The following is a 25,693-nucleotide window of genomic DNA, read 5'->3' as shown; positions in this document are numbered from 1 at the left end:
CAGCATTAACAAGGGCATTTGCCCAGTTTTCCTGGCTCACTGGGAAAGCGGGCATTGAGACAGTAGCGATAAAAATCGCGCTCATTCATCGGTGTCTGGTCAGGATGATGCAGACGCATATGCTGCAGATAATTTTGATAATCATGGACACCGACCATTAAGCGGAAGCTTTGCTGCAAACCTCGCCACAATCGTTGCCAGCGCGTGCGTGGCGCATCCCTCGCCACACCAGCCAGTGGCAGGCACTGGCGGATTTGCCAGGTTCCTGCCGGTTTTCGCGGCTGATGAATAGCATCAGACATTACGCACCTCCTTACGCAGTGACACCGCTGATTCATGTACGGTCGGCACTTCACTGCGTAATGCACGACGAATCACGAAGAACGCGGCGATCAGCATGGTCACCGCCACCAGCATAAAGAAGCCGCACAGCAAGGCGTTTATCTGGTTACTGAAGACAATGGTTTGCATATCCGCCACGGTTTTGGCCGGTGCGATAATCACGCCTTCGTCGAGGCCTTTACGGAATTTACTGGCCTGAGCGAGAAAACCAATTGAGGGTTTCTCATGAAAAATCTTCTGCCAGCCCGCGGTCATCGAGGTGATAAACAGCCAGACGGTGGGCAAAATGGTCACCCAGGCGTAACGCTGTTTCTTCATTTTGAACAGCACCACCGTACCGAGGATCAGCGCCATCGAGGCCAGCATCTGGTTACCGATGCCGAACAGTGGCCACAGGGTATTGATCCCCCCGAGTGGGTCCACCACGCCCTGATAGACGAAGAATCCCCAGCCAGCTACCGCCACGGTTGTCCCGGCCATATTGCCCAGCCATGAACGGTTGTTCGCCAGTGACGGTACCACGGTTCCCACCAGGTCCTGCACCATAAAACGACAGGCGCGCGTACCGGCATCCACGGCAGTCAGGATAAACAGCGCTTCAAACAGGATGGCGAAGTGATACCAGAACGCCATCATCGCGCGGCTGTTAAACACCTCGGTGATGATATGTGCCATGCCGACGGCAAAGGTCGGCGCGCCACCGGCACGCGACAGAATGGTTTGTTCGCCCACTTCTCCGGCAATGGAGGTCAGCATTTCCGGTGTCACCACAAAGCCCCAGCCATTAATCACCTGTGCGGCATTCTCGACCGTGGTGCCGATGAGCGCCGCTGGTGAGTTCATGGCGAAGTAGACGCCCGGATCGAGTACTGAGGCACAAATCAGCGCCATGATGGCGACAAAGGATTCCATCAGCATCGCGCCGTAGCCAATAAAACGGATATGGCTTTCACGCTCCACCAGTTTCGGGGTGGTGCCGCTGGAGACCAGCGCATGGAAGCCGGAGATCGCGCCACAGGCGATGGTGATAAACAGGAACGGGAACAACGCGCCGGAAAACACCGGGCCGGTGCCGTCAATAAATTTGGTGACGGCGGGCATCTTCAGTTCGGGCATGGCAAACAAAATACCCACCGCAAGACCAAGAATGACGCCAATTTTCAGGAAGGTGGAGAGGTAATCACGTGGGGCCAGCAGCAACCACACTGGCAGCGACGAGGCGACAAAGCCGTAAATCACCAGCACCCAGGTCAGCTCGGTGCCTTTCAGGGTGAAGAACGGTCCCCAGAAGGGATGTTGTGCGATATCGCCGCCAAAAATGATCGCCGCCATCATCAGCACAAAGCCGATAATTGAAATTTCAGCGATTTTTCCCGGACGCAGAAAACGCATATACACGCCCATAAACAAGGCGATCGGGATAGTGGCGGCGATGGTGAATAATCCCCACGGGCTGTTTGCCAGCGCTTTGACCACCACCAGCGCGAGGGCTGAGAGAATAATGATCATTACGCCGAACGCGCCGAGCATGGTGATCACCCCGGCAAAGGCACCGAGTTCCTGCCGCGCCATTTCGCCCAGCGAACGGCCATCACGACGGGTGGAGATAAACAACACCAGGAAATCCTGTACCGCACCCGCCAGCATCACGCCAACCAGGATCCAGATGGTGCCAGGCAGAAAACCCATTTGTGCGGCGAGGATGGGGCCGACCAGCGGACCGGCACCGGCGATGGCGGCAAAGTGATGGCCGAACAACACCCACTTATTGGTCGGCACATAATCCAGACCATCGTTGAAACGTTCCGCCGGGGTACGACGGCGATCATCCAGCTCGAAGATCCGGCGGGCGATAAACAGGCTGTAGAAGCGATAAGCAATGCTGTAGCAGGCCACGGCAGCAATCACCAGCCACACCGCATTAACGTGTTCGCCGCGGCTGAGTGCCAGCATGGCAAACGATGCGGCACCAATTAACGCCACCGCTAACCAGATGATTCCGGTTTTGACGTTGTTCATGAGTTAACTCCTTGTAGGGACCGGGAAAAATAAACGATCGAATACAACAAGTTAAAAATAATGTAATGGAATGTAAGCGACAGGGAATCGATGAAGAAGTGTGAAGCGGAGTACAAATTTAACAATTGTTTAAACAGGTGGGGAAAAATGCGGGATAACGACTGTTATCCCGCACAATTTCATGCTCAGGCGGCGGGACGTGCCACCACGCTGCGTGTTTCCATACGCACTTCGGCGATGGTCACGTCGATCACATCAGTCACACGGTAAGCGACTTCACCTTTGATCTGCACGGTGCCGTTTTCCTGTGAGCACACCAGCTCATCACGCACGGCGTGGATGAATGGCGCAGGGATAAAGGCAACGGCGCCATTTTCCAGCAGACGCACACGCATGCCGCCACGGGAAACGTCAATGATCTCGGCGCTGAACTTGCGATCGCTACCGGCAAACGGTGCGAGGAAGCGTGCGTACAGCCAGTCACCCACATCGCGCTCTGCCATGCGGTTCAGACGACGACGTTCACCCATGGTCACGGTCAGCTCATCCTGCGGACGCGCGATCGATTCACCACGAATGATCGCTTTCAGCAGGCGATGGTTAATCATATCGCCAGACTTACGAATCGGTGAGGTCCAGGTGGCGTAGGCCTCCAGACCAAGGCCGAAGTGCGGGCCAGGTTCAGTACTGATCTCGGCAAACGACTGGAAACGACGGATACGGCTGTCGAGGTACTGTGTCGGCTGGGCATCCAGCTCACGACGCAGCTGACGGAAACCGTCCAGCGTGGTGATGGCCTGCGGATCCACGGTGATACCGTGGCCGGCCAGCACGCCTGCCGCCTGTTCCGCGTTAGCGAGGTCAAAACCGGTGTGTACGTTGTAGATACCGAAGCCCAGCTTCTGTTGCAGCACTTTGGCGGCACAGACGTTAGCCAGGATCATCGCTTCTTCGACGATACGGTTAGCGATACGGCGCGGCTCCGCAATGATATCCAGCACTTCACCTTTTTCACCCAGCACGAAGCGGTAATCCGGGCGATCTTTGAACACCAGCGCGTGCGTCTGACGCCAGTCGCTGCGCGCCAGGCACAGACGATGCAGCAGGCGAATCTGCTGGGCAATGGCGTCGCTGGTTGGCTGCCAGCTACCGCTGTTTTCCAGCCAGTCAGAAACCTCGTCATACACCAGCTTGGCTTTGGATTCGATCCATGCGGCGAAGAAGTGAATGTCGTCAGCCAGGCTGCCGTCTTTCAGTACGGTGACGCGACAGGCCAGCGCCGGACGGCGCACGTTCGGACGCAGTGAACACACATCGTCAGACAGTTCACGCGGCAGCATCGGGATGTTGAAGCCCGGCAGGTAGTTGGTAAAGGCGCGTTTCGCGGCCAGTTTATCCAGCGCGCTGCCTTCCGCGACATAGGCGGTCGGATCGGCAATGGCGATGGTCAGCAGCAGGTTGCCTTCGGCAGTCTCTTCTGCGTACAGCGCATCGTCCATATCTTCGGTGCTGGCGCTGTCGATAGTGACGAAATCCAGCGCGGTGAGGTCTTCACGTTGCAGATGCTCGTCAATCATTTCACCAAAACCGACTTCCGGTGCTTCACGCTCCAGATTATGGCGCGACAGCGTCACCCACCACGGCGCCAGATGGTCGTCAGCGGTGGTGATAAATTCGGTCAGTTCAGCATAAAAACCACGGTCGCCTTTCAGCGGATGGCGACGCATTTCGGCCACGGCCCAGTCACCGGCCTGGAAGTCATGGGTGACATCACGGGCAGCGCGACATTGAATAGCATCTTTCAGCAGCGGATGATCCGGCACGATAGACAGACGATCATCTTTTTTCTGTACGCGGCCGACAAAACGCGTCAGGAACGGCTCGACCAGGCTTTCCGGCTCGGCGCTCTCGCGATCTTTATCGGTGTGAATCACAGCAACCACGCGGTCACCGTGCATCACTTTTTTCATCTGCGGCGGTGGAATGAAGTAGCTTTTCTGAGCATCAACCTCCAGAAAGCCAAATCCTTTTTCCGTACCTTTCACCACGCCTTCGGCGCGCGGGGTCTGCGCGTGGAGCTTCTCTTTCAGCTGCGCGAGCAGCGGGTTATCCTGGAACATAATTTTTTTAGTTTCGTGGCCTAAGAGCGGCTGACAGTTTTACGCGAATCATGCCCGCGCGGCAAGGCCAAAACAGGCTAAAAAGCCGCTTTACGCGGCTTTTTACCTTCTGATAACCCGGCGTCAGGCAATACGTTGGGTTGGTACAGCGGCAGTTAAGGCCAGCTTCACCGGCACTGACTTCGAAGTCGGGGTGCCGCTACCGTCACCGTAGCTGGAAAGCGGCACCAGCGGGTTGGTTTCCGGGTAGTAAGCAGCCAGGTTGCCACGAGGAATATTATAAGGCACCAGTTTGAAACCGCTCACCCGGCGGGTGATACCGTCGTTCCACAGGGTTTCGATATCCACCAGTTCGCCTTCACTGAAACCGAGCGCCTGTAAATCGTCCGGGTGAATAAACACCACTTCACGCTGGCCGTACACACCGCGATAACGGTCATCGAGGCCGTAAATGGTGGTGTTGTACTGGTCATGGGAACGCAGGGTTTGCAGCGTAAACGGTACCTCGACATCACCCAGCTGTGGGAACAGCGAAGTGGGCAGGGCCGCGTTGCTGAACTCGGCTTTCTGTGACGGGGTATTGAAACGCAGTTCTGCGGCGGCGTTGCCGAGGTAGAACCCGCCCGGCAGATCACATTTGGTGTTGAAATCGCTAAAGCCTGGGATGGTGGCGGCAATGTGATTACGGATCAGATTGTAATCATCGGCCAGCGCCAGCCAGTCAATTTTCGCCTTGCCGAGGGTGGCATGAGCGATACCAGCGACAATCGCAGTTTCTGAACGTTGGGTGTCCGCCAGCGGAATACCGACGCCTTCAGACGCGTGCACCATGCTGAATGAATCTTCCACGGTGATGAACTGGTTGCCCGTTGCCTGACGGTCACGCTCGGTACGGCCCAGCGTTGGCAGAATCAAACCTTCGTGGCCGGGCACCAGATGGCTACGGTTCAGTTTGGTGCTGATATGCACGGTCAAACCACAACGTTGCAGTGCTTCTTCGGTCAGCGGCGAGTCAGGTGCCGCTGCCGCCAGGTTGCCACCCAGGGCGATCAGCACCTTCACTTCGTCACGCAGCATGGCGTTGAGCGCTTCCACGGTGTTATGACCGTGCTCACGCGGCGGTTCAAAGTCAAAATGTTTGCCCAGCGCATCCAGGAACGCCTTGCTGGGTTTTTCATCAATACCCATGGTGCGGTTGCCCTGCACGTTACTGTGGCCGCGCACCGGGCACAGACCTGCGCCTTTTTTGCCCAGCTGACCAAACAGCAGTTGCAGGTTGACGATTTCACGCACGGTATCGACAGAATGTTTATGCTGGGTGATCCCCATTGCCCAGGTGCAGATCACCCGGTCGGCACTTTGATAGATGGCGGCCGCTTCACGGATCTGCGCTTCGCTCAACCCGGACTGACGCACAATGTCGTCCCAGCGGGTGTTATCCACCGCGGTCAGATAGGCTTCCACGCCCTGAGTGGCAGCGTTGATAAAGGTTTCGTCAAACAGACCTTTTTCTCCGGCCGCGATCAGTGCGCGATGGGTTTCCAGCAGCGTTTTTACCATGCCACGGATGGCTGCCATATCACCGCCCAGATTAGGCTGGTAATAGGCGGAACTGATGGTGCCCGCCATGGACGTCACCACTTCCAGCGGTTTTTGCGGATCGGCAAAACGCTCCAGACCACGCTCGCGCAGGGTATTGAAGGTGACGATACGCGCACCGTGGTCGGCGGCGTGACGCAGGCTGTGCAGCATACGCGGGTGGTTGGTGCCGGGATTCTGGCCGAAGACAAAAATCGCATCGGCATGATCAAAATCGTCGAGACGGATGGTGCCTTTGCCCACGCCAATGCTGCGTTTCAGACCGGAGCCACTGGCTTCATGGCACATATTGGAACAGTCAGGGAAGTTGTTGGTGCCCATCACGCGGCCAAACAATTGATACAGCCAGGAGGCTTCGTTGCTGGCGCGACCAGAGGTATACAGCTCCATCTGGTCAGGGTGGTCCATCGCCTGTAAATGGCTGGCAATCAGCGCGAAGGCGTCATCCCAGCTGATCGGCTCGTAATGGTCCGTATCGCGGTTGTAGCGCAGCGGGTGGGTCAGACGGCCCTGATATTCGAGGAAATAATCACTTTGCTGATACAGCGTGCTGACGCTGTGCTGGGCGAAGAACGCCGGTTCAACCACGCGGCGGGTGGCTTCCCAGGTCACCGCTTTGGCACCGTTCTCACAGAAACTGAAGGTGCTTTTGTTGTCATCGCCCCAGGCACAGCCCGGACAGTCAAAACCGCGTGCTTTGTTCATACGCAGCAGGTTACGCATGTTTTTCAGTGCAGCTTTACTGTCGAAGACGAAACGGGTGGTCGCTTCCAAAGAGCCCCATCCACCGGCCGCAGCACGGTAGGGCTGAATCTTACGTTTAAATTTCATAGTAAATGCAGGCTTATTGTTTAGGAGTTGTTATCAGGATATGACGACTGTTGACGCAAAGTGTGCGACTGACAGCAAAAGTTGTCTAATTGATTGACTTAATGGTGCGATAGGTGGCGTTTATCGCGCTAATCGGACAGAAGCGTGAGCTGGTTCAAACTTTACCGGCTACTGCGGGCGGGCTTTTACGTGTGCAGTGAATAACTGGCTAATAATTGTACTTTCAATTATTGCAAGGGTCTGAACCATGAAGAATATGGCCAGCCAAATTCACGCCTTCGGTAAAGCCTTGATGATGCCTATCTCGGTGATTGCCGCCGCCGGGATATTCCTCGGTCTTGCCGCCGCGATGCAAAACCCGGCGATTACGGGCGATGCCTTCGCGCATATGCAAATCCCTCAGCTCATTATTGGATTTATTCGTAAGGTGGCGGGGGCGTTATTTGCCAATCTACCGGTGTTTTTTGCCGTTGCCAGTGCGATTGGTCTGGCAAAAGCTGAGAAACCTACCGCTGCGTTTGCCGCGGTGATTGGTTTTATCGCCATGAATGTGGGCATCAGCACCACCCTGGCGGCGAAGGGCATGACAGCGGCCACCACCACCGCCGCCGCCCTGCAGCAGTCGGGGATGGATCAAACCACGGCGATGATGACCTCGGCGGAATATATCGAGATGCTGGGCATTTTTACCTACAACATGAGCGTACTCGGCGGGGTGATTGCGGGTCTGATTACGGTGGCATTGCATAACCGTTTTTATACCCAGCAACTACCCACCGCCATCAGCTTCTTTGGTGGACGACGTTTTGTGCCGATTATCACCGTGGTGGTGTTGCCGCTGGTGGGAATCTTGCTGGCGTTGATTTGGCCAACCATCGGTGCCGGTATCGCCTGGGTGGGGCAGATGATCGGCAAAAGCGGCCAGTACGGCGCGTTTCTGCTTGGTGCCTGCGAACGTCTGCTGATCCCGACCGGTTTGCATCATATCCTCAATGAAACCGTGCGTTTCACGCCAATTGGCGGCATGGCGACCGTGGATGGACAGACCATCGTTGGAGCCTTGAATATCTTCAACACCTCACTGACCAACCCAGGGGCGATTCCGGATGAGACGGTACGCACCGCCACCCAATTCCTCGCGCAGGGCAAGATTCCGGTGATGATGTTTGGCTTGCCCGCCGCCGCACTGGCGATCTATCACACCGCCCGCCCGGAACATAAGCAGCGCGTCAAAGCATTGATGCTGGCCGGTGCACTCACCTCGTTTACCACCGGCATCACCGAGCCGCTGGAGTTTTGCTTTATATTTGTGTCACCGGTGCTGTATTTCCTGCATGCGCTATTGATGGGCCTGTCGTTTATGCTGATGTCGATGCTGCATTTGATGATTGGCAACGTGCAGGGCGGTGCTATTGATCTGGTGGTGTTTGGCATTCTCGGCGGCAGCAAAACGCACTGGTGGTGGACACTGGTTCTCGGCGTCATCTATGTGCCGATTTACTACTATGGCTTCCGTTTTATCATCACGCGGATGAGGGTAGAAACCCCAGGGCGCGAATCTGAGGATGAGCAGAAGCCGGAGCAGGTGGCGGCCGACGAGCGCACCAGAGTGATCATCAGCGGGCTGGGTGGGGAGGCCAATATCGAGGATGTCGATTGCTGTTTTACCCGTCTGCGGGTGCGCGTTAAGCAGATGAATGAAGTTGTCGATCAGACGCTGATGACCACCGGCGCGAATGGCGTGAACCGGGTCAGCGAGCATGATGTGCAGGTGATTTACGGCCCGCAGGTGGAGAAGATCGCCAATGAAGTGAAAAGTGCGCTGGGTGTGGCTTGACGGGAAAAAGAACCGAAGCGCTTGAGAATATTCAGCGCTGGCAGGATGATAGCCGGGTTGATGGTAGTCAGGGAAATGCCATGCTGGTAAGCACTGAGAGTTCCAGAACCTATAATACCGACCGTAGTCTGGCCTGTACCCTTGCGGCCGTGGCTGGCGCACTGAACACGGCAGCGTTCGAAACCGTGGGTTTTTTCTCCGCCAATATGACCGGTAACGTCTCGCTGTTATCGGATCATCTGGCAAAAGTTGACCTGCATATCGGCCTGTTTTTTCTACTGATTATCCTGCTATTTATTGCGGGCTCCTCGGTCTCAACCCTGATTATCAACGCCGGACGGCGGCGTGAAATTCGTGGCATTTACGCCATCAATATTTTTATCGAAGGCATCGCGTTACTGGTGCTGGGCGTGCTGGAGAGCTGGTTTCCTAACGGTGATTCCGGGGTGCAGCTGATTTTCAGCCTGAGTTTTCTGCTCGGACTGCAAAACGCGGTGGTAACGCGAATTTCTAACGCACGCGTCAGAACCACCCATGTTTCCGGCACCTCGACGGATATCGGTATCGAGCTGGCGATGTTATTTGATGTGCTGCGGCGCAAGGAATCGCCTAAAGATGCGCCGTTATATATTGAGCGGCTGAAGCTGCATCTGTACACGGTGCTGGCGTTCCTTGGCGGCGGGGTGGTGGGTATCGTGCTGCTGAAGGCCATCAGTTTTAAATTGTTATTAATGATCGGCCTGATGTTGACGATGATGTCTCTGACCGCCCTCAGACGCGCACGCCAGGTGTCGCTGTAATTTTGTGAAAATACATGGATATCAAACAGTTAATTTATCTTTGCAATCTGGAACGTGAGCGCCACTTTGGCCGGGCAGCGGAGGCCAGCTTTGTCAGCCAGCCGACGCTATCGATGCGCCTGAAAAATCTTGAACGCGAGCTGGGTCTGTCGCTGATCAACCGCAGCAACAACTTTGATGGCTTTACCCCGGAAGGTGAGCGGGTACTGGCCTGGGCGCGGGAAATCGTCTCGGTGTATCAGGGACTTAAGCTGGAAGTTGAATCGCTGAAACACGGTGTGAATGGCACCCTGCGTCTCGGGGTGATGCCGCAGTGCAGTGTGGCGCTACCGGCGCTGCTGAAGGCGGTTGAGGCACGCTATCCGCAGTTGGATTATCGCGTGTCGGCAATGAGCGCCGATCAGTTGCTGGATGCGCTGAACAGCCATACGGTGGATGGCGGCATCGGTTTTTTTGAACTCAATGCCCTGCGTGAACTGCATTTCCAGACGGCGCTATTGAAGGATCGCGGCGTCGAGGCGGTGTTCAATCCCGAGGTTTTCCCCGCGTTGCTGGCACATCAGACGCTTGATCTGGCGCTGCTTGCTACCCAGCCGCTGTGTCTCGCTGAACCGACACGCTATTTCCGCCGTTATCTCGATAGCCAGCTGCGCGCGGCTGGGCTCCAGCCACGGGTGATTGTTGAGAGTGCGTCAATCATGCAACTGCTGCAAAGCGCGCAGGTGGGGTTAGGGGTGATGGTCTCGCCCTGTGGGCATCTGTTGCCAGAAATGCTGCAAAATCTGCAACGTCGGCCAATTGAGATCGCGCCGATGGGACGTCAGGCGGCGCTGGTGATTGCTGAGCCAGGCCGGGCAACGCCGCTGGCTCAGCATTTTTTCGATGAAGCGCGTGGGCATTTGCCCGATTAACGTGTCTCGCCCAGCGCCATCAGCAGGCGGTCCTGCCAGTTTGCCAGCGCCACCGCCTGGAGCAGGGTAAAGATCTTTTCTGTTCCCCAACCGGCATTGAGCAGCGGTTGCAGATGGGCAGCGCTAAAACGCTCAGGCAGCCGGGTAAGCTGTGCGCTCAACGCGGTGAGCGGCTCGTCACCGGCAATCTCATTAATCAGCGTGTCGCGCTTCTCTCCGGCATGGCGATCAAACTGGCGCTGGCAGCCGAGAATTCGTGCGCTCACCGCCTGCACCTGAACCTCATCCGCGTCAAAATGCTCGCTTAAACGTTGATGCAACGTCGCCCAGCCGTACAAGGCCTGGGCATCATGTACCAGCAACCACACCGCGTCGTCCAGCCCATCGATGCCCTGACAAAAGGTGATGGCCGCCAGCTGTTCCGCCGTGGCATAACGCAGCTCGACCGGTTTCAGCGCGTGCTGCCAGTGGGAGGGTTGCTGAAACAATGCGGCGTCGGCATCAGGTGGTGGCGATACGCCGGGGATCCAGCGTACCGGCAGGCCGATCATCGCCTGTAATCCGGCAACCACGCGCGCCTGATAGCTGACAAAGCCCACCAGTTGATTAAGGGTGACGATATCCGGTTCGGTCAGGCCGACGGCATCCAGCGCGCTGATACTGCTGGCAGCAATCAGCGCCGGTTGCATTGCCAGCTGGCGCGCGTACTGGGTGATCTGCGTCAGCCGGTTATTACTTTCTCTGGAGGAGTCCGGACCTGGCAGCGGGTTCAGTCGCGCGGCATAGTGATTGCATAAGCGTTGCACGCCCGCCACCTGTGCCACGGTCAGCGCGGTGCTGAGACGGTCATACAGCGTCAGGGTATGTGTTAGGGTGGGGCTTAGGGTATCGGGAAACAGAATTTGGCTGAGATCGCGCGCCGCCAGCAGGGCGGGTTGAAAGCGAATAAACAACGGCTGTAAGGCGGTCGCTTCCTGCTGCAAACCGAGCAGAAAACGATCCTCGATATGGGCAGCTTCAGGGACCAGCGGTGCCGCAGCGCTATGTTGCGGGCGGGTCTGACTTTCGTAAAACCACTGGTCATGGCCTGGAGAACGGCGTTGTTCCATGGTCATTCCTTTTGCAAAAAACGGACTCGGTAGCGGTGGCCGCAATCCGAAAACGGGCGCGCACCGAAGGGCTAGCTTATCGTCGCCGAAGGGCTGTCCGGGGCAAAAGAATGATCGGTGATAATTAATAGCAAGAATGTATAAGGGGGAAGTAGCGGCGCGATTTATCGCGCGGATTTTAAAATAAAAAGGGCGAGCCAGGCTCGCCCTCAGGAACTTATTTCAGTTCCAGCTCGTTCATCGCGGCAATGCTGAAGCCGCCATCAACGTGTACCACTTCACCCGTGATACCACCCGCCAGGTCAGAACACAGGAAGGCCGCAGAGTTACCTACGTCTTCGATGGTCACAGTACGGCGAATCGGGGTAACGGCTTCGCAATGTGCCAGCATCTTACGGAAATCTTTGATGCCAGAGGCAGCCAGTGTACGGATCGGACCCGCAGACACGGCGTTAACACGCACACCTTCCGGACCCATCGCGTTCGCCATGTAGCGTACGTTAGCTTCCAGAGACGCTTTAGCCAGACCCATCACGTTGTAGTTCGGGATGGCGCGCTCAGCACCCAGATAAGACAGGGTCAGCAGCGCTGAATTCGGGTTCAGCATCGCACGGCACTCTTTCGCCATAGCAACAAAGCTGTAGGCGCTGATGTCGTGAGCGATTTTGAAGCCTTCACGGGTAACGGCGTTTACATAGTCGCCATCCAGCTGGTCGCCCGGAGCGAAACCGATGGAGTGAACGAAACCGTCAAATTTTGGCCAGGTTTTTGCCAGTTCGGTGAACAGCGCAGTGATGCTCTCGTCTTCTGCCACATCGCACGGCAGAACAATGTCTGAACCCAAGTCTTTAGCAAACTCTTCCACACGACCTTTCAGTTTGTCGTTTTGGTAGGTGAAAGCCAGCTCTGCGCCCTGTTTGTGCATCGCCTGCGCAATACCGTAGGCAATGGAAAGTTTACTGGCAACGCCAGTAATCAGAATGCGCTTACCGGAAAGAAAACCCATAGCTGTAATCCTTATGGTCATTGTTGTTGGCGGCCGCAATGGTTAAAAAGTGCGCGACCGACGTTAATCGACGTGCGGATTCTAGCACGTCTCTGTCAAATGCGGTAAATCGCGCCGCGTTTTCCGCGACGCAGTGAACAATCAACGCTCACGCCGCCAGGCTTCGGCGGTCAGGGCTTCACCAAAATGGCTGGCGATCAACCGTTTGGTCAGTTCGTGCAGCGGGGAGGCCAGCACATCGGCGGTGCCGCCACGTTCCACCACTTCGCCCTGATGCATCACCAGCACCTGATCGCTGATGTGCTTCATCATGCCGATGTGCTGGGTGACATAAATATAGGAGATACCGTGCTTCTCCTGGAGTTCCAGCATCAGATTCACCAGCTGAGAACGCATGGTCATATCCAGCGAAGCCAGCGCTTCATCGGCGACAATCACTTTGGGTTGCAGGATTAAGGCACGTGCCAGCGCCAGACGTTGTTTCTGCCCCGGAGCCAGCATATGGGGATAGTAACCGGCATGATCGCGTAATAAGCCCACCTGGCGCAGCGTGGCAATGATGCGTTTTTCCCGCGCGTCGTCATCCAAATCGGTATTCAGGCGCAGCGGGAAATCAAGGATTTGACTGACGCGCTGGCGTGGATTCAGCGAGGTGGTCGGGTCCTGGAAAATCATGCGGATGCGCTGGCTACGATAACCATAATCGCCATACTCCAGCGGATGATCGTCAATCAGGATTTGTCCATCCGTGGGTGGCACCATGCCGCTCAGCATCTTCGCCAGCGTGGATTTACCGGAACCATTTTCTCCGATAATCGCCAGCGTCTGTTTTTCGCGCAGGGTAAAACTGACCTCCTTCACCGCCTCAACATGCTGGCGGCGAAACAAACCGGTACGGTAACGGAAGGTTTTGCTCAGATTGCGCACTTCCAGCAACGTTTCCATGTTTACTGACCCTCCATATTCAGCGGGAAGTGACAGGCGAACAGATGCGCTTTATTGCCGCTAAGACGCGGTGTTTCGATGCATTTACGCTGCGCATACGGGCAGCGCGGGCCAAGACGGCAGCCAATCGGTAAATGTTCCAGCGATGGGATCGCGCCGGACAAGGTATTCAGACGGCTTTTGTGCGGCAGGGCACTACCAAAATCCGGCATTGCGCGGATTAGCGCCTGGGTATAAGGATGATGGGGCGTCCCCATCAGATCATCACTCTGCGCGGTTTCCACCGTCTGGCCGCAATACATCACGTTGATGCGATCGGCCCATTGGCTCATGGTGCGCAAATCATGGCTGATCAGCAGAATGGTGGTGTTGTTGTTCTGATTGAGGCGGCTGAGCAGGCGGAAAATCTGCGCCTGGGTGGTCGGTTCCATGGCGTTAGTCGGCTCATCGGCAATCAACAACCGTGGCTGGTTCGCCAGGGCGATAGCAATCATCACTTTCTGGCATTCACCCTCGGTCAGCTCGTAAGGAAAGCTGCGCATGATGTCTTTATGATCTTTGATACCGACGCGATGCAGCAGCTCAATGGCGCGCGCTTTGCGCCAGAACCACAGACGCTGATACCAGTGGCCTTTAAATGTCCAGCGTGGTATCGCCTGCATCAGCTGGCGGCCAATACTTTCCGAGGGGTCAAGACAGGACTGCGGTTCCTGGAAAATCATCGATACATTATGACCGACAATACGACGGCGTTCGCGCGGGGACAGGCGCAGCAGATCGATATCGTCGAAGCGCATACGGTCAGCGGTGACGCGCCAGTTATCTTTGGTGACGCCGCAGATGGCTTTGGCGACCAGGCTCTTGCCGGAACCGGATTCGCCCACCAGGCCACGTACTTCGCCTTCGGTGAGGGTCAGATTGATGCGATCGACCGCCTTGACCGGGCCTTCTGCGGTCATAAATTCGATGGTCAGATTGCGGATATCAAGTAACGGCATTATTCAGCTCCCGCTTCTACGGCGCGACGGATGCCATCGCCCAGCAGGTTAACAATCAATACACTCACCATCAGTGCAGCACCCGGCAACATTACTGTCCAGGGGGCAACGTAAATCAGTTCCAGCGAGTCACCCAGCATCGCGCCCCATTCGGGCGAAGGCAGCTGTGCGCCAAGATCGAGAAAACCGAGCGCGGCGATATCGAGAATCGCCATCGACAGCGAACGCGTAAATTCACTTACCAGCAGCGGCAGGACGTTGGGCAATACCGCGCTCCACAGGATATTGAAGTTACGTGCTCCATCCAGACGAAGTGCCACCACGTATTCTTTTTCCATCTCATCGTGCACGGCGGTGTAGATTTCGCGCACCAGACGCGGGATCAGCGCCAGCCACACGGCCAGCATGGCGTGTTCCAGCCGTGGGCCAAGAAACGCCACCACAATGATCGCCAGCAGCAACGAGGGGATCGACAGCAGCGTATCCAGCACGTGGTTCATCACCGCCGAACGCAGACCGTGGGTAATGCCAGCCAGCACGCCGAGCACCAGCGCGCAGATCGCCGCCAGCAGCGTAACCAGAATCGCCGAACCCACGGTTGGCGTCACGCCGCTCAGCAACCGGCTGAGGACATCGCGCCCCAAATCGTCAGTGCCAAGGAAGAACGAGACATCGCCATAGCGTGACCATGAGGGCGGTAGCAACTGATAGCCAAGGAACTGCTGATCGATACCGTAAGGCGCCAGCAGGCCGCCAAACAGACACAGAAACAGGATGGCACCGAAGCCATATAAGCCGATCATTGCGCTGGTGTCGTGATAGAAGCGCTGCCAGCTGAGTCGGAAGGTGCCGGGCTGCCGTTTTTCGGCGTAGATATTATCGTAGGGCATACCATTCCTTATGTTTCAACGGGTTAAGCGCTGCGCCGACAATATCTGACAGCACGTTAACCACGATCACCAGGCCGCCTACCACCATCACACCGGCAGAAATTGCGGCATAATCCTGCTGGCGAATAGCATTGATCAGCCAGCGCCCCAGGCCCGGCCAGTTGAACACCACTTCCGTAATCATCGCCAGCGTCAGCATGGTGGAGAACTGCAAACCCAGACGGGGGATCACCGGCGGCAGCGCGTTATGCAGCACATGGCGGCGGATAACGGTAAAACGCGACAGCCCACGCGTTGCCGCCGCTTTAACGTAGTTTTTATCCATCACCTCGCTGGTGCTGCTGCGCAACAGGCGAATCACTTCAGTGGTCGGGGCAACGGCCAACACCACCACCGGCAGGATCATATGGTTCAGGGTGCTGATCAGCATCTCATGCCGCCACGGTGAATGACTCAGCCAGGCATCAATCAGCGCGAAACCCGTGACGTTCTGCACCGGATAGAGCAAATCAAAGCGGCCAGATACCGGTAACCAGCCGAGGGTCAACGAGAAAAACATCGTGAAGAGTAGCGCCAGCCAGAACACCGGCATCGAGAAGCCGAGCAGCGCCAGCGCGCTAATCGCTTTGTCCTGCCATTTATTACGCATCACCCCGGCACAGATTCCGAGAGGTATCCCGACCATCAGCGCCAGCATAAAAGCCAGAACGCACAGCTCCAGCGTGGCGGGAAACACCTCGCGCAGCTGGATATCAATCGACTGGCCATTGGTGCTGGACACACCAAAATCAAACTGAAGCAACCCCTTAAACCAGAACCACCAGGCATCAAACAAGGACGCGCCTTCCAGCGGGGCATTGGGGGTGAAATAACTCAGGCTGAAGCTGACCAGCGACAGCAAAAACAGCGTGATGATCAACAACAGCAGGCGACGCAATATATAGATGATCATGCTTATTCCTCGCTGCTTTCATCACGATAAACGCCTGCGAATGAGGCGTTACCAAACGGACTCAGCACCAGGCCTTTAATATCGTGGCGATAAGCCTGTAACCGCAGTGAGGAGGCCAGTGGCAGCACCGGCAGCTCCTGTGCCAGCATCTGCTGCGCCGTATCGTAACTCTCAATGCGCGCCGCAAGCTGCTGTGACAGCAGCGCTTGTTGCAGCACCTCATCGAAGGCGGGTGAGCACCAGTGCGCGTAATTGGTTTGCGAGCGAATCGCCGCGCAGCTCAGGAGCGGACGGAAGAAGCTGTCGGGGTCGTTACTGTCGGTGGCCCAGCCGGTGAGGGTAATATCATGGTTCATCGCCATCAGCTGTGCTTCCTGAAAACGGCCCTCCACCGGGACGATGGTGACGCGCACCCCGACCTGCGCCAGATCGGCCTGTAACAACTCGGCGGTTTTCAACGGGCTGGGGTTCCACGACTGCGACGCGGTGGGCACCACCAGACGCAAATGCAGATCCTCCACGCCGAGTGCCTTCAATGCTTCCCGCGATTTGGCCGGGTTATATTCTGTTACGCGCGCTTCATTATCATATGCCCACGAGGCGCGCGGCAGGATCGACGCGGCGGTTTCTGCGGTGCCGTAATAAATCGACTCCATCAGACGTTCATTGTTAATCGCCAGCGCCAGCGCGTGCCGTACTTCGGGGCGATCCAGCGGTGGCTTGCGGGTGTTAAAGGCCAGATAAGCGATATTCATGCCGGGACGCAACGTCATCCGTAAACGTGGGTCGTCACGCAGAATACTGAGCTGGCTGGCGGCTGGATACGCCAGCACGTCGCATTCGCCGGTCAGTAATTTCGACAGGCGACCGGTGCCGCCGACGCCAAGATCGATCACCACCTGCTGGAGACGCGGCACCCCGCGCCAGTATTGCGGGTTGCGCGCCAGGCGCAGATATTGCCCGGTGCGGTATTCGCTGAGCTGGAATGGGCCAGTGCCAACGGGTTCCCGATCCAGTCTTTCCTGCTGACCTTTGGCCGTCAGTTGATCGGCATATTCTTTGGAGAGCACCGGCGCGTAATGGGTGGCGAGATGCCACAGAAACGAGGCATCCGGACTGTTCAGGCGAATCTCGACGGTATCGTCATCGAGCTTTTTCACGCTTTGCACCGAGTCGGCAAATTGCAGGCTATCAAAATAAGGGTAGCTGCCACCGTTAACGTTATGCCACGGATGCTGGCGATCAAACATGCGGGCAAAGCTGAACACCACATCGTCGGCATTCATTTTCCGTGTCGGCGTAAACCAGTTGGTGTGCTGAAAGGCCACATCTTTACGCAGGTGGAAGCGATACGTCGCGCCGTTATCCCGCACTTCCCAGCTTTGCGCCAGGTCGGGTATCAGGCGATAGGTATAGGGATCGACATCCAGCAGGCGATCGTAAAGCTGCGCGGCAAGGGTATCGACCACTAACCCGCTGCTGGCCAGCTGCGGATTGAAGGTATTCACCGTGCCGTTGACGCAATAAACGAAGCCAGTGTGGCGAATATCGTTCGCAGGCAGCGCCCATGCAGACGCACTCAATACGCTGAGACCAAGCAACAGCGTGGGGAATAATTTTGGCATAGAACTCAACGATTCTGAGGCAATAGCGAGAGTGTATCGCAAACGCTGGGCACTCCCCAAATTAAGGACAGTTCTGGTGTCTTTTTCAGCAAACTGAGGGTGGGGTAATCACAACGTTAGTGTGGAGATGAGAAAAATTCTCAATTAGGGGTTTACAGATGATAATAAGAATGATTATTATTCTTCTGCGCTTCGACGGTGGCTCTACCGAAGAAGAGCACGACATTGCTCACATTGCTTCCAGTATTTGTTGCCCGCTTATTGCGGGCTTTTTTTTCTTCATACTTTGCGTTGTAGCTGTGTTGGCTGCACTCGCTCACCCTGGTCACATACTTATGTATGCTCCCAGGGACTCACTCCCTTGCCGCCTTGCTACAACGCAAACTATTTCGAAAAATCGTGCGGTAAACTCTCATCACTTGAATTGTGAATTTGATAGCTACTGATAGTAACGGTAGGTTACAATTTGCTTGGGTAATTTCGTTAAGACAAGGATGACTTATGATTGTACTGAGTGTTGTAGTGGGGATGCTTGTTATTGCTGTTACCGTTCTGGGATTTGAGATTCGCTATATCAGACGGAAGCTGAAAAAATACGAGATATACGATATTAACTAAACTTCGGAAGCATTCCGGCAATGATGATAATGCGCCCTGCGTCGGGCGCTTAAATCATTGTTTATCTTTCACTTTCAGGGCCTCGCGAATTTAATTAGCATGTTGATTTAATTATTATTTAATTAATTTCAACCCCATGCTTTTTCATCATTGCCCGCAGTTGATGATAGGTAACCCCCAGTAAATCTGCCGCCCGGCGCTGGTTATATTTCGCCTCCGCCAGGCTGCGTTCCACCAGCTGACGTTCCTGCTGGTTCTGCCACTGGCGCAGATCGAGTGGCAGAGCGGGCTGGCTATTTTCGCTACTGGCCGTCACCGGAACCGGCGCGCTGCGCGGTGCAAACGGATTGATAATGATGTTATCCAGCGGCTCCTCAATGCTGTGATGGCGATACACCGAGCGCTCCACCACGTTTTTCAGTTCACGCACATTTCCCGGCCAGTTGTAGTGCAACAACGTCTGTTGCGCCTGTTCGCTGAAACCGGGGAACAGCGGCAAACCCAATTCGCGGCACATCTGAATGGCAAAATGTTCTGCCATCACCAGGATATCACTGCGGCGCTCGCGTAGCGGTGGCAGCTGTACGACGTCAAAGGCGAGACGATCGAGCAGGTCCGCACGGAATTTGCCTTCCGCTGCCAGCGCGGGCAGATCTTCATTGGTGGCGCACACCAGACGGACATTGACCTGTAGTGACTGGTTGCCGCCGACGCGCTCCAGCTGCCCATATTCAATCACGCGCAGCAACTTCTCCTGCACCAGCATCGGCGCAGTCGCCAATTCATCGAGAAACAGCGTGCCGCCATCGGCGCGTTCAAAACGACCGAGATGGCGTTTCTGCGCACCGGTAAAGGCACCGGCTTCATGGCCGAACAATTCAGAATCGAGCAGATTTTCATTCAATGCAGCGCAGTTAAGGGAGATGAACGGACCTTGCCAGCGATCGGATAAATAATGTAAACGGCTGGCAATCAACTCCTTACCGGTACCGCGTTCGCCAATCACCAGCACCGGTTTTTCCAGTGGAGCGAGCCGCGAAACCTGTTCCAGCACTTCAAGAAAGTTGTTGGATTCGCCTAGCAGGTTGTCGTTACCATTTGCCATGATGAATTTCACCATCAGTTAATCAATTTCACTACCTTATGCGAATGCTGGCAGGATGTAAAACAATCAAGGTCAATAAATTCATACAGTTAAAAACTGGCACGCCTTTTGTATTAGTGATGAGCGTCTTACGCAACCACATTACACTCTGAGGAACATCATTATGGGTATTTTTTCTCGTTTCGCCGACATCGTGAACGCTAATATCAACTCTCTGCTGGAGCGCGCCGAAGATCCGCAGAAACTGGTACGCCTGATGATTCAGGAAATGGAAGACACGCTGGTGGAAGTGCGCTCCACCTCGGCCCGTGCTCTGGCCGAAAAGAAACAATTGCTGCGCCGTATTGAGCAGGCCGATATTCAGCAGGCTGAATGGCAGGAAAAAGCCGAACTGGCTTTGCGCAAAGATAAAGATGACCTGGCGCGCGCGGCACTGATTGAAAAACAGAAACTGACCGATTTGATCGCTGCGCTGCAACAGGAAGTGTCACAGGTGGAAGAGACGCTGGAACGTATGAAAGGGGAAATTGGTGAGCTGGAGAAAAAACTCAGCGAAACCCGTGCCCGTCAGCAGGCGTTGACGCTGCGTCACCAGGCAGCCTCTTCATCACGCGATGTTCGTCGTCAACTCGACAGCAATAAACTGAATGATGCGATGGCACGCTTCGAATCGTTTGAACGCCGTATCGATCACATGGAAGCAGAAGCGGAAAGCCAGCGTTTTGGCAAACCGAAAAGCCTCGATCAGGAGTTCACCGAGCTGAAAGCCGATGATGAAATCAGCCAGCAGTTGGCGGCCCTGAAAGCCAAAATGAATCGCAGCGAATAATGGTGCTGAACCAGTTACGGGTTAAATGATTAAGGAGAGTCAATGAGCGCACTTTTTCTGGCCATACCGCTGACCATCTTCGTGCTATTTGTTGCACCGATTTGGTTATGGCTCCACTACAGCAACAAACGCAACGGCGGTGCAGAGCTTTCATCGAACGATATGCAACGTCTGCAACAGATGACTCAGGATGCTCGCCGGATGCGCGAGCGTGTCGAAGCGCTGGAAGCGATTCTTGATGCCGAACACCCGAACTGGAGGCAACCATGAGCGGAGGAAGCCTGAAAGGGCGGAAGCTATGGCGCATCCCGCAGCAAGGTAAGGTGCGCGGCGTCTGTGCTGGCCTGGCGGAATATCTGGATATTCCGGTCACGCTGTTACGGGTGATTGTGGTGCTGTCGCTGTTTTTTGGTCTGTTCGCCTTTACGGTGATCATCTATTTTATCCTCGGCTTCGTGCTGGATGTGAAACCGGATGATGCGCCGGACGTACATAAACCCAGCGCCAGCGAGTTGCTGGATCAACTGGATGCAGCGCTACAGGTCGATGAACGTCATGTGCGTGATATTGAGCGCTACGTCACCTCGGAAACGTTCAGTGTGCGTAGCCGTTTTCGTCAAATTTAATCGCCGGAGGTTGCCTTGTCCGCCCAACGTTTTACAACTCTGCGTCGCCGCGCAGCACCTGCGTTGAAGTCGGCGGGAAAATTTATCATCATCAGTGCAGTCACTTACGCCCCTGGCGGCCTTGCTGGCTGGGCAGTGAAATCGGTGGCGCGGCGTCCGTTAAAGTTGTTACTGGCGTTTGCGCTGGAACCGTTGCTGACGAAGGTGTTTAGTCGCCTGTCGGCGCGTTTCATCAGGGAGAACGATGAAAAGACTGCAAAATGAATTGATGGCGCTGGTGAATCGGGGAGTTGACCGTCACCTGCGCCTTGCCGTGACGGGCCTGAGCCGCAGTGGCAAAACGGCCTTTATCACCTCACTGGTTAATCAGCTCCTGAATGTCCACAGCGGCTCTCGTTTGCCGCTGTTTTCTGTGGTGCGTGAGGAGCGTCTGCTCGGCGTCAAACGTGTGCCACAACGCGAACTGGGTACGCCACGTTTTACCTATGACGAAGGTCTGGCCCAACTTTATGGTGTGCCGCCCAGCTGGCCCACACCGACGCGCGGCGTCAGTGAAATGCGGTTGGCGTTACGCTATCGCCCGGATGAATCGCTGCTGCGTCACTTCAAAGACACCGCCACGTTGTATCTGGAAATTGTCGATTATCCCGGCGAATGGCTGCTCGATTTACCGATGCTGGCGCAGGATTATGCTGGCTGGTCGCGGCAGATGCTCGGATTGTTGCAGGGCGATCGCGCCGAATGGGCACAGCGCTGGCGCAGCCTGTGTGCCGATCTCGATCCTTATGCCCAGGCCGATGAAAACCGTCTGGCCGCCATCGCCGCCGCCTGGACCGAATATCTGCATCAATGCAAAGCTGAGGGTCTGCATTTTATTCAGCCGGGGCGTTTTGTGTTGCCGGGTGATATGGCTGGCGCGCCCGCATTACAGTTTTTTCCGTGGCCGCAGGTGGAGGATATCCAGCGACAGGCACCGGCGGGCAGTAATTTCGCCATGCTGCAACAGCGGTTTAATTATTACTGCCAGCATGTGGTGAAAGGCTTCTATAAAAATTATTTCCTGCGCTTTGACCGGCAGATTGTATTGGTCGACTGCCTGCAACCGCTGAACAGCGGACCGCAGGCGTTTAACGATATGCGTCTGGCGTTGACACAACTGATGCAGAGCTTTCATTACGGCCAGCGCACCTTATTTCGCCGATTGTTTTCGCCGGTTATCGACAAGTTGCTGTTCGCTGCCACCAAAGCGGATCACATCACCGCCGATCAGCACGCCAATATGGTGTCGTTATTGCAGCAGCTGGTGCAGGATGCGTGGCAGAACGCCGCATTCGAAGGCATCACCATGGATTGTCTTGGTCTGGCCTCGGTGCAGGCGACCGAAAGCGGGTTGGTTGATCATCGTGGCGAGAAGCTCCCCGCGCTGCGTGGTAACCGTCTCGACGATGGTGAAGCGCTGACTTTCTATCCCGGCGAAGTGCCGCCACGCCTGCCTGGTCACACCTTCTGGCAACAGCAGGGATTTCAGTTTGAACAATTCCGCCCGCAGCAACTCGACGTTGACCGTCCGTTGCCACACATTCGTATGGATTCGGCGCTGGAATTTTTGTTGGGAGATAAGTTGCGATGAACGATGAAACCCCGTTAAAACCGCGTATCGACTTTGCCCGGCCTCTGGATCGCGAAGCAGATAAACCGCTGCGTGCGGCGCAAACCTTCAGCGCCGACACTGACGTGGCGTTTCTCGCCACCCGTGAAGAGGAGCCGCTGGAAGAGGGGGCGGGTGAAAAAGTGGTTGAAGCGGCGCTGCGTCCGAAACGCAGCCTGTGGCGCAAAATGGTGGGTGCGGGCCTGGGCATTTTTGGCGTCAGCGTGGTGGCTCAGGGAGTGCAGTGGATGCACGATGCCTGGCTGACACGTGACTGGTTTGCACTCGGCAGCGGCGTTGCCGGTGGCTTGATCATCGCCGCCGGGGCGGGTGCGCTGATTAGCGAGTGGCGTCGGTTATATCGATTGCGGCAGCGCGCTGAGGAGCGTGATGTAGGGCGTGAGTTACTGCATAGCCACGGTATCGGTAAAGGACGTGCCTTCTGTGAAAAACTGGCACAGCAGGCGCAGCTGGATCAGGCGCATCCGGCATTGCAGCGCTGGCATGCCGCGTTGCATGAAACGCATAACGATCGTGAGATAGTGACGCTGTATGCGCAACTGGTGCAGCCGGTGCTGGATCGTCAGGCCCGGCGTGAAATCAGCCGTCATGCGGCGGAAGCGACCCTGATGATTGCCGTCAGCCCGCTGGCCCTGGTGGATATGGCGTTTATCGCCTGGCGTAACTTACGCCTGGTGAACCGTATCGCCACCCTTTACGGCATCGAACTGGGTTACTTCAGCCGTCTGCGCCTGTTTCGTCTGGTGCTGCTGAATATGGCCTTTGCCGGCGCTTCCGAGCTGGTACGTGAAGTGGGCATGGATTGGGTATCGCAGGATATTGCCGCGCGCCTTTCTGCCCGTGCTGCTCAGGGGATTGGTGCCGGTCTGCTCACGGCGCGCCTGGGTATTAAGGCGATGGAGCTGTGTCGACCGCTGCCATGGCTGGAAGATGACAAACCACGGCTGGGTGATTTCCGCCGGGAACTGATTGGCCAGTTGAAAGAAACCCTCAGCAAAAGCGAGGGCAAAGCAGGGCAGAGTGCTAAATAATCAACCCATGTTCACCTTTCACACTGAAAAAGGTGTGAAAGGTGAGATTTTCTTTGTTAATTGTGATTTTTGACGGGATTATTATTGGTTGTTCCGTTACACTTTTGTCAATCGTCGGCTTCATACTGTCAACTTTTCCTGACAGGCCCCTTCTGAGGCGTCGCAAGTTAGCGTATTATCACTAAAATCAAAACCTGAATAAGGCCATCGCAATGCGTTTGGAAGTTTTCTGCCAGGACCGTATCGGGCTGGCGCGCGAGCTGCTCGACCTGCTGGTTGCCCGCAATATCGACCTGCGCGGCATTGAAATTGCGCCACTCGGGCGCATCTACCTCAACTTTTCCGCACTGGAATTCGAACCATTCAGCTCACTGATGGCGGAAATTCGCCGTACACCTGGCGTGACAGATGTACGCACCGTGGCTTACATGCCATCAGAACGTGAACACCGGGCGCTGAGCGCGTTACTGGTGGCGATGCCGGAACCGGTATTATCCATCGACCTTAAATGCAAAGTGGAACTGGCGAATCCGGCGGCACAAAATCTGTTTAATCTCGACGAACAAAAAATCCGCAACCAGAACGCAGGGACGCTGATCAGCGGCTTTAACTTCCAGCGCTGGATTGAGAATGATCGGGTTGATGCTGAGGTGCAGCACGTGGTGATTCAGGGACGTGATTTCCTGCTGGAAGCACGCCCGATTTACCTCGCTGAAGAAGAAGGCCAGAGCGATCAGCCGGTGGGGGCGATGATCACCCTGAAATCCACCGCGCGTATGGGCCGTCAGCTACAGAACCTGACGGTAACCGATGAGTCGGAATTCGACCATATCGTAGCGGTCACGCCAAAAATGCGTCAGGTGCTGGATCAGGCGCGTAAGCTGGCGATGCACGATGCACCGCTGCTGATTGTCGGTGATACCGGCACCGGTAAAGATATGCTGGCGCGCGCCTGTCATTTGCGCAGCGCACGCGGCAAGAAACCTTTCCTGGCACTGAACTGCGCCTCGTTGCCCGATGATGTGGCGGAAAGTGAATTATTTGGTCACGCGGCGGGTGCCTATCCTAATGCGCTGGAAGGGAAAAAAGGGTTCTTCGAGCAGGCTAATGGCGGTTCGGTGCTGCTGGACGAAATTGGTGAGATGTCACCGCGGATGCAGACCAAGCTGTTGCGCTTCCTGAACGATGGCACTTTCCGTCGTGTCGGTGAAGAGCATGAGGTGCATGTTGATGTGCGCGTGATTTGTGCCACGCAAAAGAACCTGATTGAGCTGGTACAACGTGGCGAATTCCGTGAAGACCTGTTCTATCGCCTGAATGTACTGACGCTGAATCTGCCACCGCTGCGTGAACGCCCACAGGATATCCTGCCGCTCACCGAAATGTTTGTCGCCCGTTTTGCTGATGAGCAGGGGTTGCCACGTCCGCGTCTTTCTCCGCAGCTGACAGCCTTCCTCACGCGTTACAGTTGGCCGGGCAATGTGCGACAGCTAAAAAATGCGCTGTACCGTGCGCTGACGCAGCTGGAAGGTTACGAATTACGTCCGCAGGATATCGTGTTGCCGGAGCAGGCGCTGGATGTGTCGATGGGAGAAGAGGCGATGGAAGGGACGCTGGATGAGATCACCAGTCGTTTCGAGCGTTCGATTCTGACGCGCCTGTATCTCTCTTATCCCAGCACGCGTAAGCTGGCGAAGCGATTGGGCGTGTCGCATACCGCCATTGCCAATAAGTTGCGCGAATATGGGTTAAGCCAGAAACGCAACGAAAGCGAATAATCCGGCATAAAAAAACCGTCTTCATTGCTGAAGACGGTTTTTTTTATCTTACG

22 protein-coding genes are annotated in these 25,693 nt (G+C 55.8%); 10 read left to right on the top strand and 12 right to left on the bottom strand.

Annotation, left to right across the window (positions count from 1 at the left end; all coding sequences use genetic code 11):
* Positions 1-5 precede the first annotated feature (5 nt).
* From HA50_RS10525 to HA50_RS10510, 4 genes are all read right to left on the bottom strand, one after another.
* Entirely contained in the window at positions 6-302 is a 297-nt protein-coding gene (locus tag HA50_RS10525) for a YbdD/YjiX family protein (protein WP_084875071.1), read from the bottom strand.
* On the bottom strand, positions 295-2,361 hold the full coding sequence (locus HA50_RS10520; RefSeq protein WP_084875069.1) for a carbon starvation CstA family protein: 2,067 nt from the start codon (positions 2,359-2,361) through the stop codon (positions 295-297). The genes HA50_RS10525 and HA50_RS10520 overlap by 8 nt, the downstream gene beginning before the upstream one ends.
* A gap of 185 nt (positions 2,362-2,546) precedes the next feature.
* Complete coding sequence (locus HA50_RS10515) at positions 2,547-4,481, bottom strand: exoribonuclease II (protein WP_084875066.1); 1,935 nt, start codon at positions 4,479-4,481, stop codon at positions 2,547-2,549.
* A 123-nt stretch (positions 4,482-4,604) separates the two neighbouring features.
* Positions 4,605-6,911 carry an FdhF/YdeP family oxidoreductase gene (locus HA50_RS10510; RefSeq protein ID WP_084875064.1) on the bottom strand — a complete coding sequence of 769 codons (2,307 nt, stop codon included), beginning with the start codon at positions 6,909-6,911 and terminating at the stop codon, positions 4,605-4,607.
* 247 nt (positions 6,912-7,158) lie between these two features.
* Here HA50_RS10510 and HA50_RS10505 point away from each other — a divergent pair, with 247 nt between their 5' ends.
* From HA50_RS10505 to HA50_RS10495, 3 genes are all read left to right on the top strand, one after another.
* Positions 7,159-8,748 (top strand): PTS transporter subunit EIIC, encoded by a 1,590-nt coding sequence (locus tag HA50_RS10505; RefSeq protein ID WP_084875062.1) that lies wholly within the window; start codon positions 7,159-7,161, stop codon positions 8,746-8,748.
* Between the two features lie 80 nt (positions 8,749-8,828).
* Complete coding sequence (locus HA50_RS10500) at positions 8,829-9,548, top strand: YoaK family protein (protein WP_084875060.1); 720 nt, start codon at positions 8,829-8,831, stop codon at positions 9,546-9,548.
* Between the two features lie 14 nt (positions 9,549-9,562).
* Positions 9,563-10,459 carry a LysR family transcriptional regulator gene (locus tag HA50_RS10495; protein WP_084875058.1) on the top strand — a complete coding sequence of 299 codons (897 nt, stop codon included), beginning with the start codon at positions 9,563-9,565 and terminating at the stop codon, positions 10,457-10,459.
* On the opposite strand, the gene HA50_RS10490 is transcribed toward HA50_RS10495, so the two are convergent.
* From HA50_RS10490 to pspF, 8 genes are all read right to left on the bottom strand, one after another.
* The gene (locus HA50_RS10490) at positions 10,456-11,568 is read right to left on the bottom strand and encodes a carboxymuconolactone decarboxylase family protein (RefSeq protein ID WP_084875056.1); all 1,113 of its coding nucleotides are present in this window, start codon (positions 11,566-11,568) and stop codon (positions 10,456-10,458) included. The two genes, HA50_RS10495 and HA50_RS10490, sit on opposite strands and share 4 nt — an antisense overlap.
* Before the next feature lie 217 nt (positions 11,569-11,785).
* Positions 11,786-12,574, bottom strand: coding sequence for an enoyl-ACP reductase FabI (gene fabI, locus HA50_RS10485; protein WP_013509224.1), 789 nt, complete (start codon positions 12,572-12,574; stop codon positions 11,786-11,788).
* A gap of 141 nt (positions 12,575-12,715) precedes the next feature.
* A complete protein-coding gene (sapF, locus tag HA50_RS10480; RefSeq protein WP_084875054.1) occupies positions 12,716-13,519 on the bottom strand; it encodes a putrescine export ABC transporter ATP-binding protein SapF in 804 nt (267 codons plus the stop codon).
* 2 nt (positions 13,520-13,521) lie between these two features.
* The gene (gene sapD, locus HA50_RS10475; protein WP_084875052.1) at positions 13,522-14,517 is read right to left on the bottom strand and encodes a putrescine export ABC transporter ATP-binding protein SapD; all 996 of its coding nucleotides are present in this window, start codon (positions 14,515-14,517) and stop codon (positions 13,522-13,524) included.
* Positions 14,517-15,407 (bottom strand): putrescine export ABC transporter permease SapC, encoded by an 891-nt coding sequence (gene sapC / locus HA50_RS10470; protein WP_084875050.1) that lies wholly within the window; start codon positions 15,405-15,407, stop codon positions 14,517-14,519. The genes sapD and sapC overlap by 1 nt, the downstream gene beginning before the upstream one ends.
* Positions 15,394-16,359 carry a putrescine export ABC transporter permease SapB gene (gene sapB, locus HA50_RS10465; RefSeq protein ID WP_084875048.1) on the bottom strand — a complete coding sequence of 322 codons (966 nt, stop codon included), beginning with the start codon at positions 16,357-16,359 and terminating at the stop codon, positions 15,394-15,396. The genes sapC and sapB overlap by 14 nt, the downstream gene beginning before the upstream one ends.
* Positions 16,360-16,361: 2 nt before the next feature.
* Complete coding sequence (gene sapA / locus HA50_RS10460; RefSeq protein WP_084875045.1) at positions 16,362-17,984, bottom strand: ABC transporter substrate-binding protein SapA; 1,623 nt, start codon at positions 17,982-17,984, stop codon at positions 16,362-16,364.
* 736 nt (positions 17,985-18,720) lie between these two features.
* Positions 18,721-19,707 carry a phage shock protein operon transcriptional activator gene (gene pspF, locus HA50_RS10450; protein WP_084878474.1) on the bottom strand — a complete coding sequence of 329 codons (987 nt, stop codon included), beginning with the start codon at positions 19,705-19,707 and terminating at the stop codon, positions 18,721-18,723.
* Positions 19,708-19,870: 163 nt separating this feature from the next.
* Here pspF and pspA point away from each other — a divergent pair, with 163 nt between their 5' ends.
* From pspA to tyrR, 7 genes are all read left to right on the top strand, one after another.
* A complete protein-coding gene (gene pspA, locus HA50_RS10445; protein WP_084875040.1) occupies positions 19,871-20,536 on the top strand; it encodes a phage shock protein PspA in 666 nt (221 codons plus the stop codon).
* Positions 20,537-20,578: 42 nt separating this feature from the next.
* Positions 20,579-20,806 (top strand): envelope stress response membrane protein PspB, encoded by a 228-nt coding sequence (gene pspB / locus HA50_RS10440; protein WP_084875037.1) that lies wholly within the window; start codon positions 20,579-20,581, stop codon positions 20,804-20,806.
* Entirely contained in the window at positions 20,803-21,162 is a 360-nt protein-coding gene (gene pspC, locus HA50_RS10435; RefSeq protein ID WP_084875035.1) for an envelope stress response membrane protein PspC, read from the top strand. Before pspB ends, pspC begins: the two co-directional genes overlap by 4 nt.
* Before the next feature lie 15 nt (positions 21,163-21,177).
* Positions 21,178-21,426 (top strand): phage shock protein PspD, encoded by a 249-nt coding sequence (pspD, locus tag HA50_RS10430; RefSeq protein WP_084875032.1) that lies wholly within the window; start codon positions 21,178-21,180, stop codon positions 21,424-21,426.
* Positions 21,407-22,792 (top strand): YcjX family GTP-binding protein, encoded by a 1,386-nt coding sequence (locus tag HA50_RS10425; protein ID WP_084875029.1) that lies wholly within the window; start codon positions 21,407-21,409, stop codon positions 22,790-22,792. The genes pspD and HA50_RS10425 overlap by 20 nt, the downstream gene beginning before the upstream one ends.
* On the top strand, positions 22,789-23,862 hold the full coding sequence (locus tag HA50_RS10420; RefSeq protein ID WP_084875026.1) for a YcjF family protein: 1,074 nt from the start codon (positions 22,789-22,791) through the stop codon (positions 23,860-23,862). Before HA50_RS10425 ends, HA50_RS10420 begins: the two co-directional genes overlap by 4 nt.
* Before the next feature lie 212 nt (positions 23,863-24,074).
* Positions 24,075-25,640 (top strand): transcriptional regulator TyrR, encoded by a 1,566-nt coding sequence (tyrR, locus tag HA50_RS10415; protein ID WP_084875024.1) that lies wholly within the window; start codon positions 24,075-24,077, stop codon positions 25,638-25,640.
* Positions 25,641-25,693: the final 53 nt, after the last annotated feature.

Source organism: Pantoea cypripedii, assembly GCF_002095535.1.
Taxonomy (GTDB): domain Bacteria; phylum Pseudomonadota; class Gammaproteobacteria; order Enterobacterales; family Enterobacteriaceae; genus Pantoea; species Pantoea cypripedii.
The sequence above is the reverse complement of the archived record's forward strand: the minus strand, read 5'-3'. Positions and strand labels throughout refer to the sequence as shown.

Excerpts from the sequence above, each read along its gene's own strand:
- HA50_RS10425 (WP_084875029.1), top strand. The coding sequence starts at position 21,407 with ATGAAAAGACTGCAAAATGAATTGATGGCGCTGGTGAATCGGGGAGTT.
- sapD (WP_084875052.1), bottom strand. The coding sequence starts at position 14,517 with ATGCCGTTACTTGATATCCGCAATCTGACCATCGAATTTATGACCGCA.
- sapC (WP_084875050.1), bottom strand. The coding sequence starts at position 15,407 with ATGCCCTACGATAATATCTACGCCGAAAAACGGCAGCCCGGCACCTTC.
- HA50_RS10500 (WP_084875060.1), top strand. The coding sequence starts at position 8,829 with ATGCTGGTAAGCACTGAGAGTTCCAGAACCTATAATACCGACCGTAGT.
- pspB (WP_084875037.1), top strand. The coding sequence starts at position 20,579 with ATGAGCGCACTTTTTCTGGCCATACCGCTGACCATCTTCGTGCTATTT.
- fabI (WP_013509224.1), bottom strand. The coding sequence starts at position 12,574 with ATGGGTTTTCTTTCCGGTAAGCGCATTCTGATTACTGGCGTTGCCAGT.
- sapB (WP_084875048.1), bottom strand. The coding sequence starts at position 16,359 with ATGATCATCTATATATTGCGTCGCCTGCTGTTGTTGATCATCACGCTG.
- HA50_RS10420 (WP_084875026.1), top strand. The coding sequence starts at position 22,789 with ATGAACGATGAAACCCCGTTAAAACCGCGTATCGACTTTGCCCGGCCT.
- HA50_RS10505 (WP_084875062.1), top strand. The coding sequence starts at position 7,159 with ATGAAGAATATGGCCAGCCAAATTCACGCCTTCGGTAAAGCCTTGATG.
- sapA (WP_084875045.1), bottom strand. The coding sequence starts at position 17,984 with ATGCCAAAATTATTCCCCACGCTGTTGCTTGGTCTCAGCGTATTGAGT.
- pspA (WP_084875040.1), top strand. The coding sequence starts at position 19,871 with ATGGGTATTTTTTCTCGTTTCGCCGACATCGTGAACGCTAATATCAAC.
- pspC (WP_084875035.1), top strand. The coding sequence starts at position 20,803 with ATGAGCGGAGGAAGCCTGAAAGGGCGGAAGCTATGGCGCATCCCGCAG.
- HA50_RS10510 (WP_084875064.1), bottom strand. The coding sequence starts at position 6,911 with ATGAAATTTAAACGTAAGATTCAGCCCTACCGTGCTGCGGCCGGTGGA.
- HA50_RS10520 (WP_084875069.1), bottom strand. The coding sequence starts at position 2,361 with ATGAACAACGTCAAAACCGGAATCATCTGGTTAGCGGTGGCGTTAATT.
- HA50_RS10490 (WP_084875056.1), bottom strand. The coding sequence starts at position 11,568 with ATGGAACAACGCCGTTCTCCAGGCCATGACCAGTGGTTTTACGAAAGT.
- HA50_RS10525 (WP_084875071.1), bottom strand. The coding sequence starts at position 302 with ATGTCTGATGCTATTCATCAGCCGCGAAAACCGGCAGGAACCTGGCAA.
- HA50_RS10495 (WP_084875058.1), top strand. The coding sequence starts at position 9,563 with ATGGATATCAAACAGTTAATTTATCTTTGCAATCTGGAACGTGAGCGC.
- tyrR (WP_084875024.1), top strand. The coding sequence starts at position 24,075 with ATGCGTTTGGAAGTTTTCTGCCAGGACCGTATCGGGCTGGCGCGCGAG.
- pspF (WP_084878474.1), bottom strand. The coding sequence starts at position 19,707 with ATGGCAAATGGTAACGACAACCTGCTAGGCGAATCCAACAACTTTCTT.
- sapF (WP_084875054.1), bottom strand. The coding sequence starts at position 13,519 with ATGGAAACGTTGCTGGAAGTGCGCAATCTGAGCAAAACCTTCCGTTAC.
- HA50_RS10515 (WP_084875066.1), bottom strand. The coding sequence starts at position 4,481 with ATGTTCCAGGATAACCCGCTGCTCGCGCAGCTGAAAGAGAAGCTCCAC.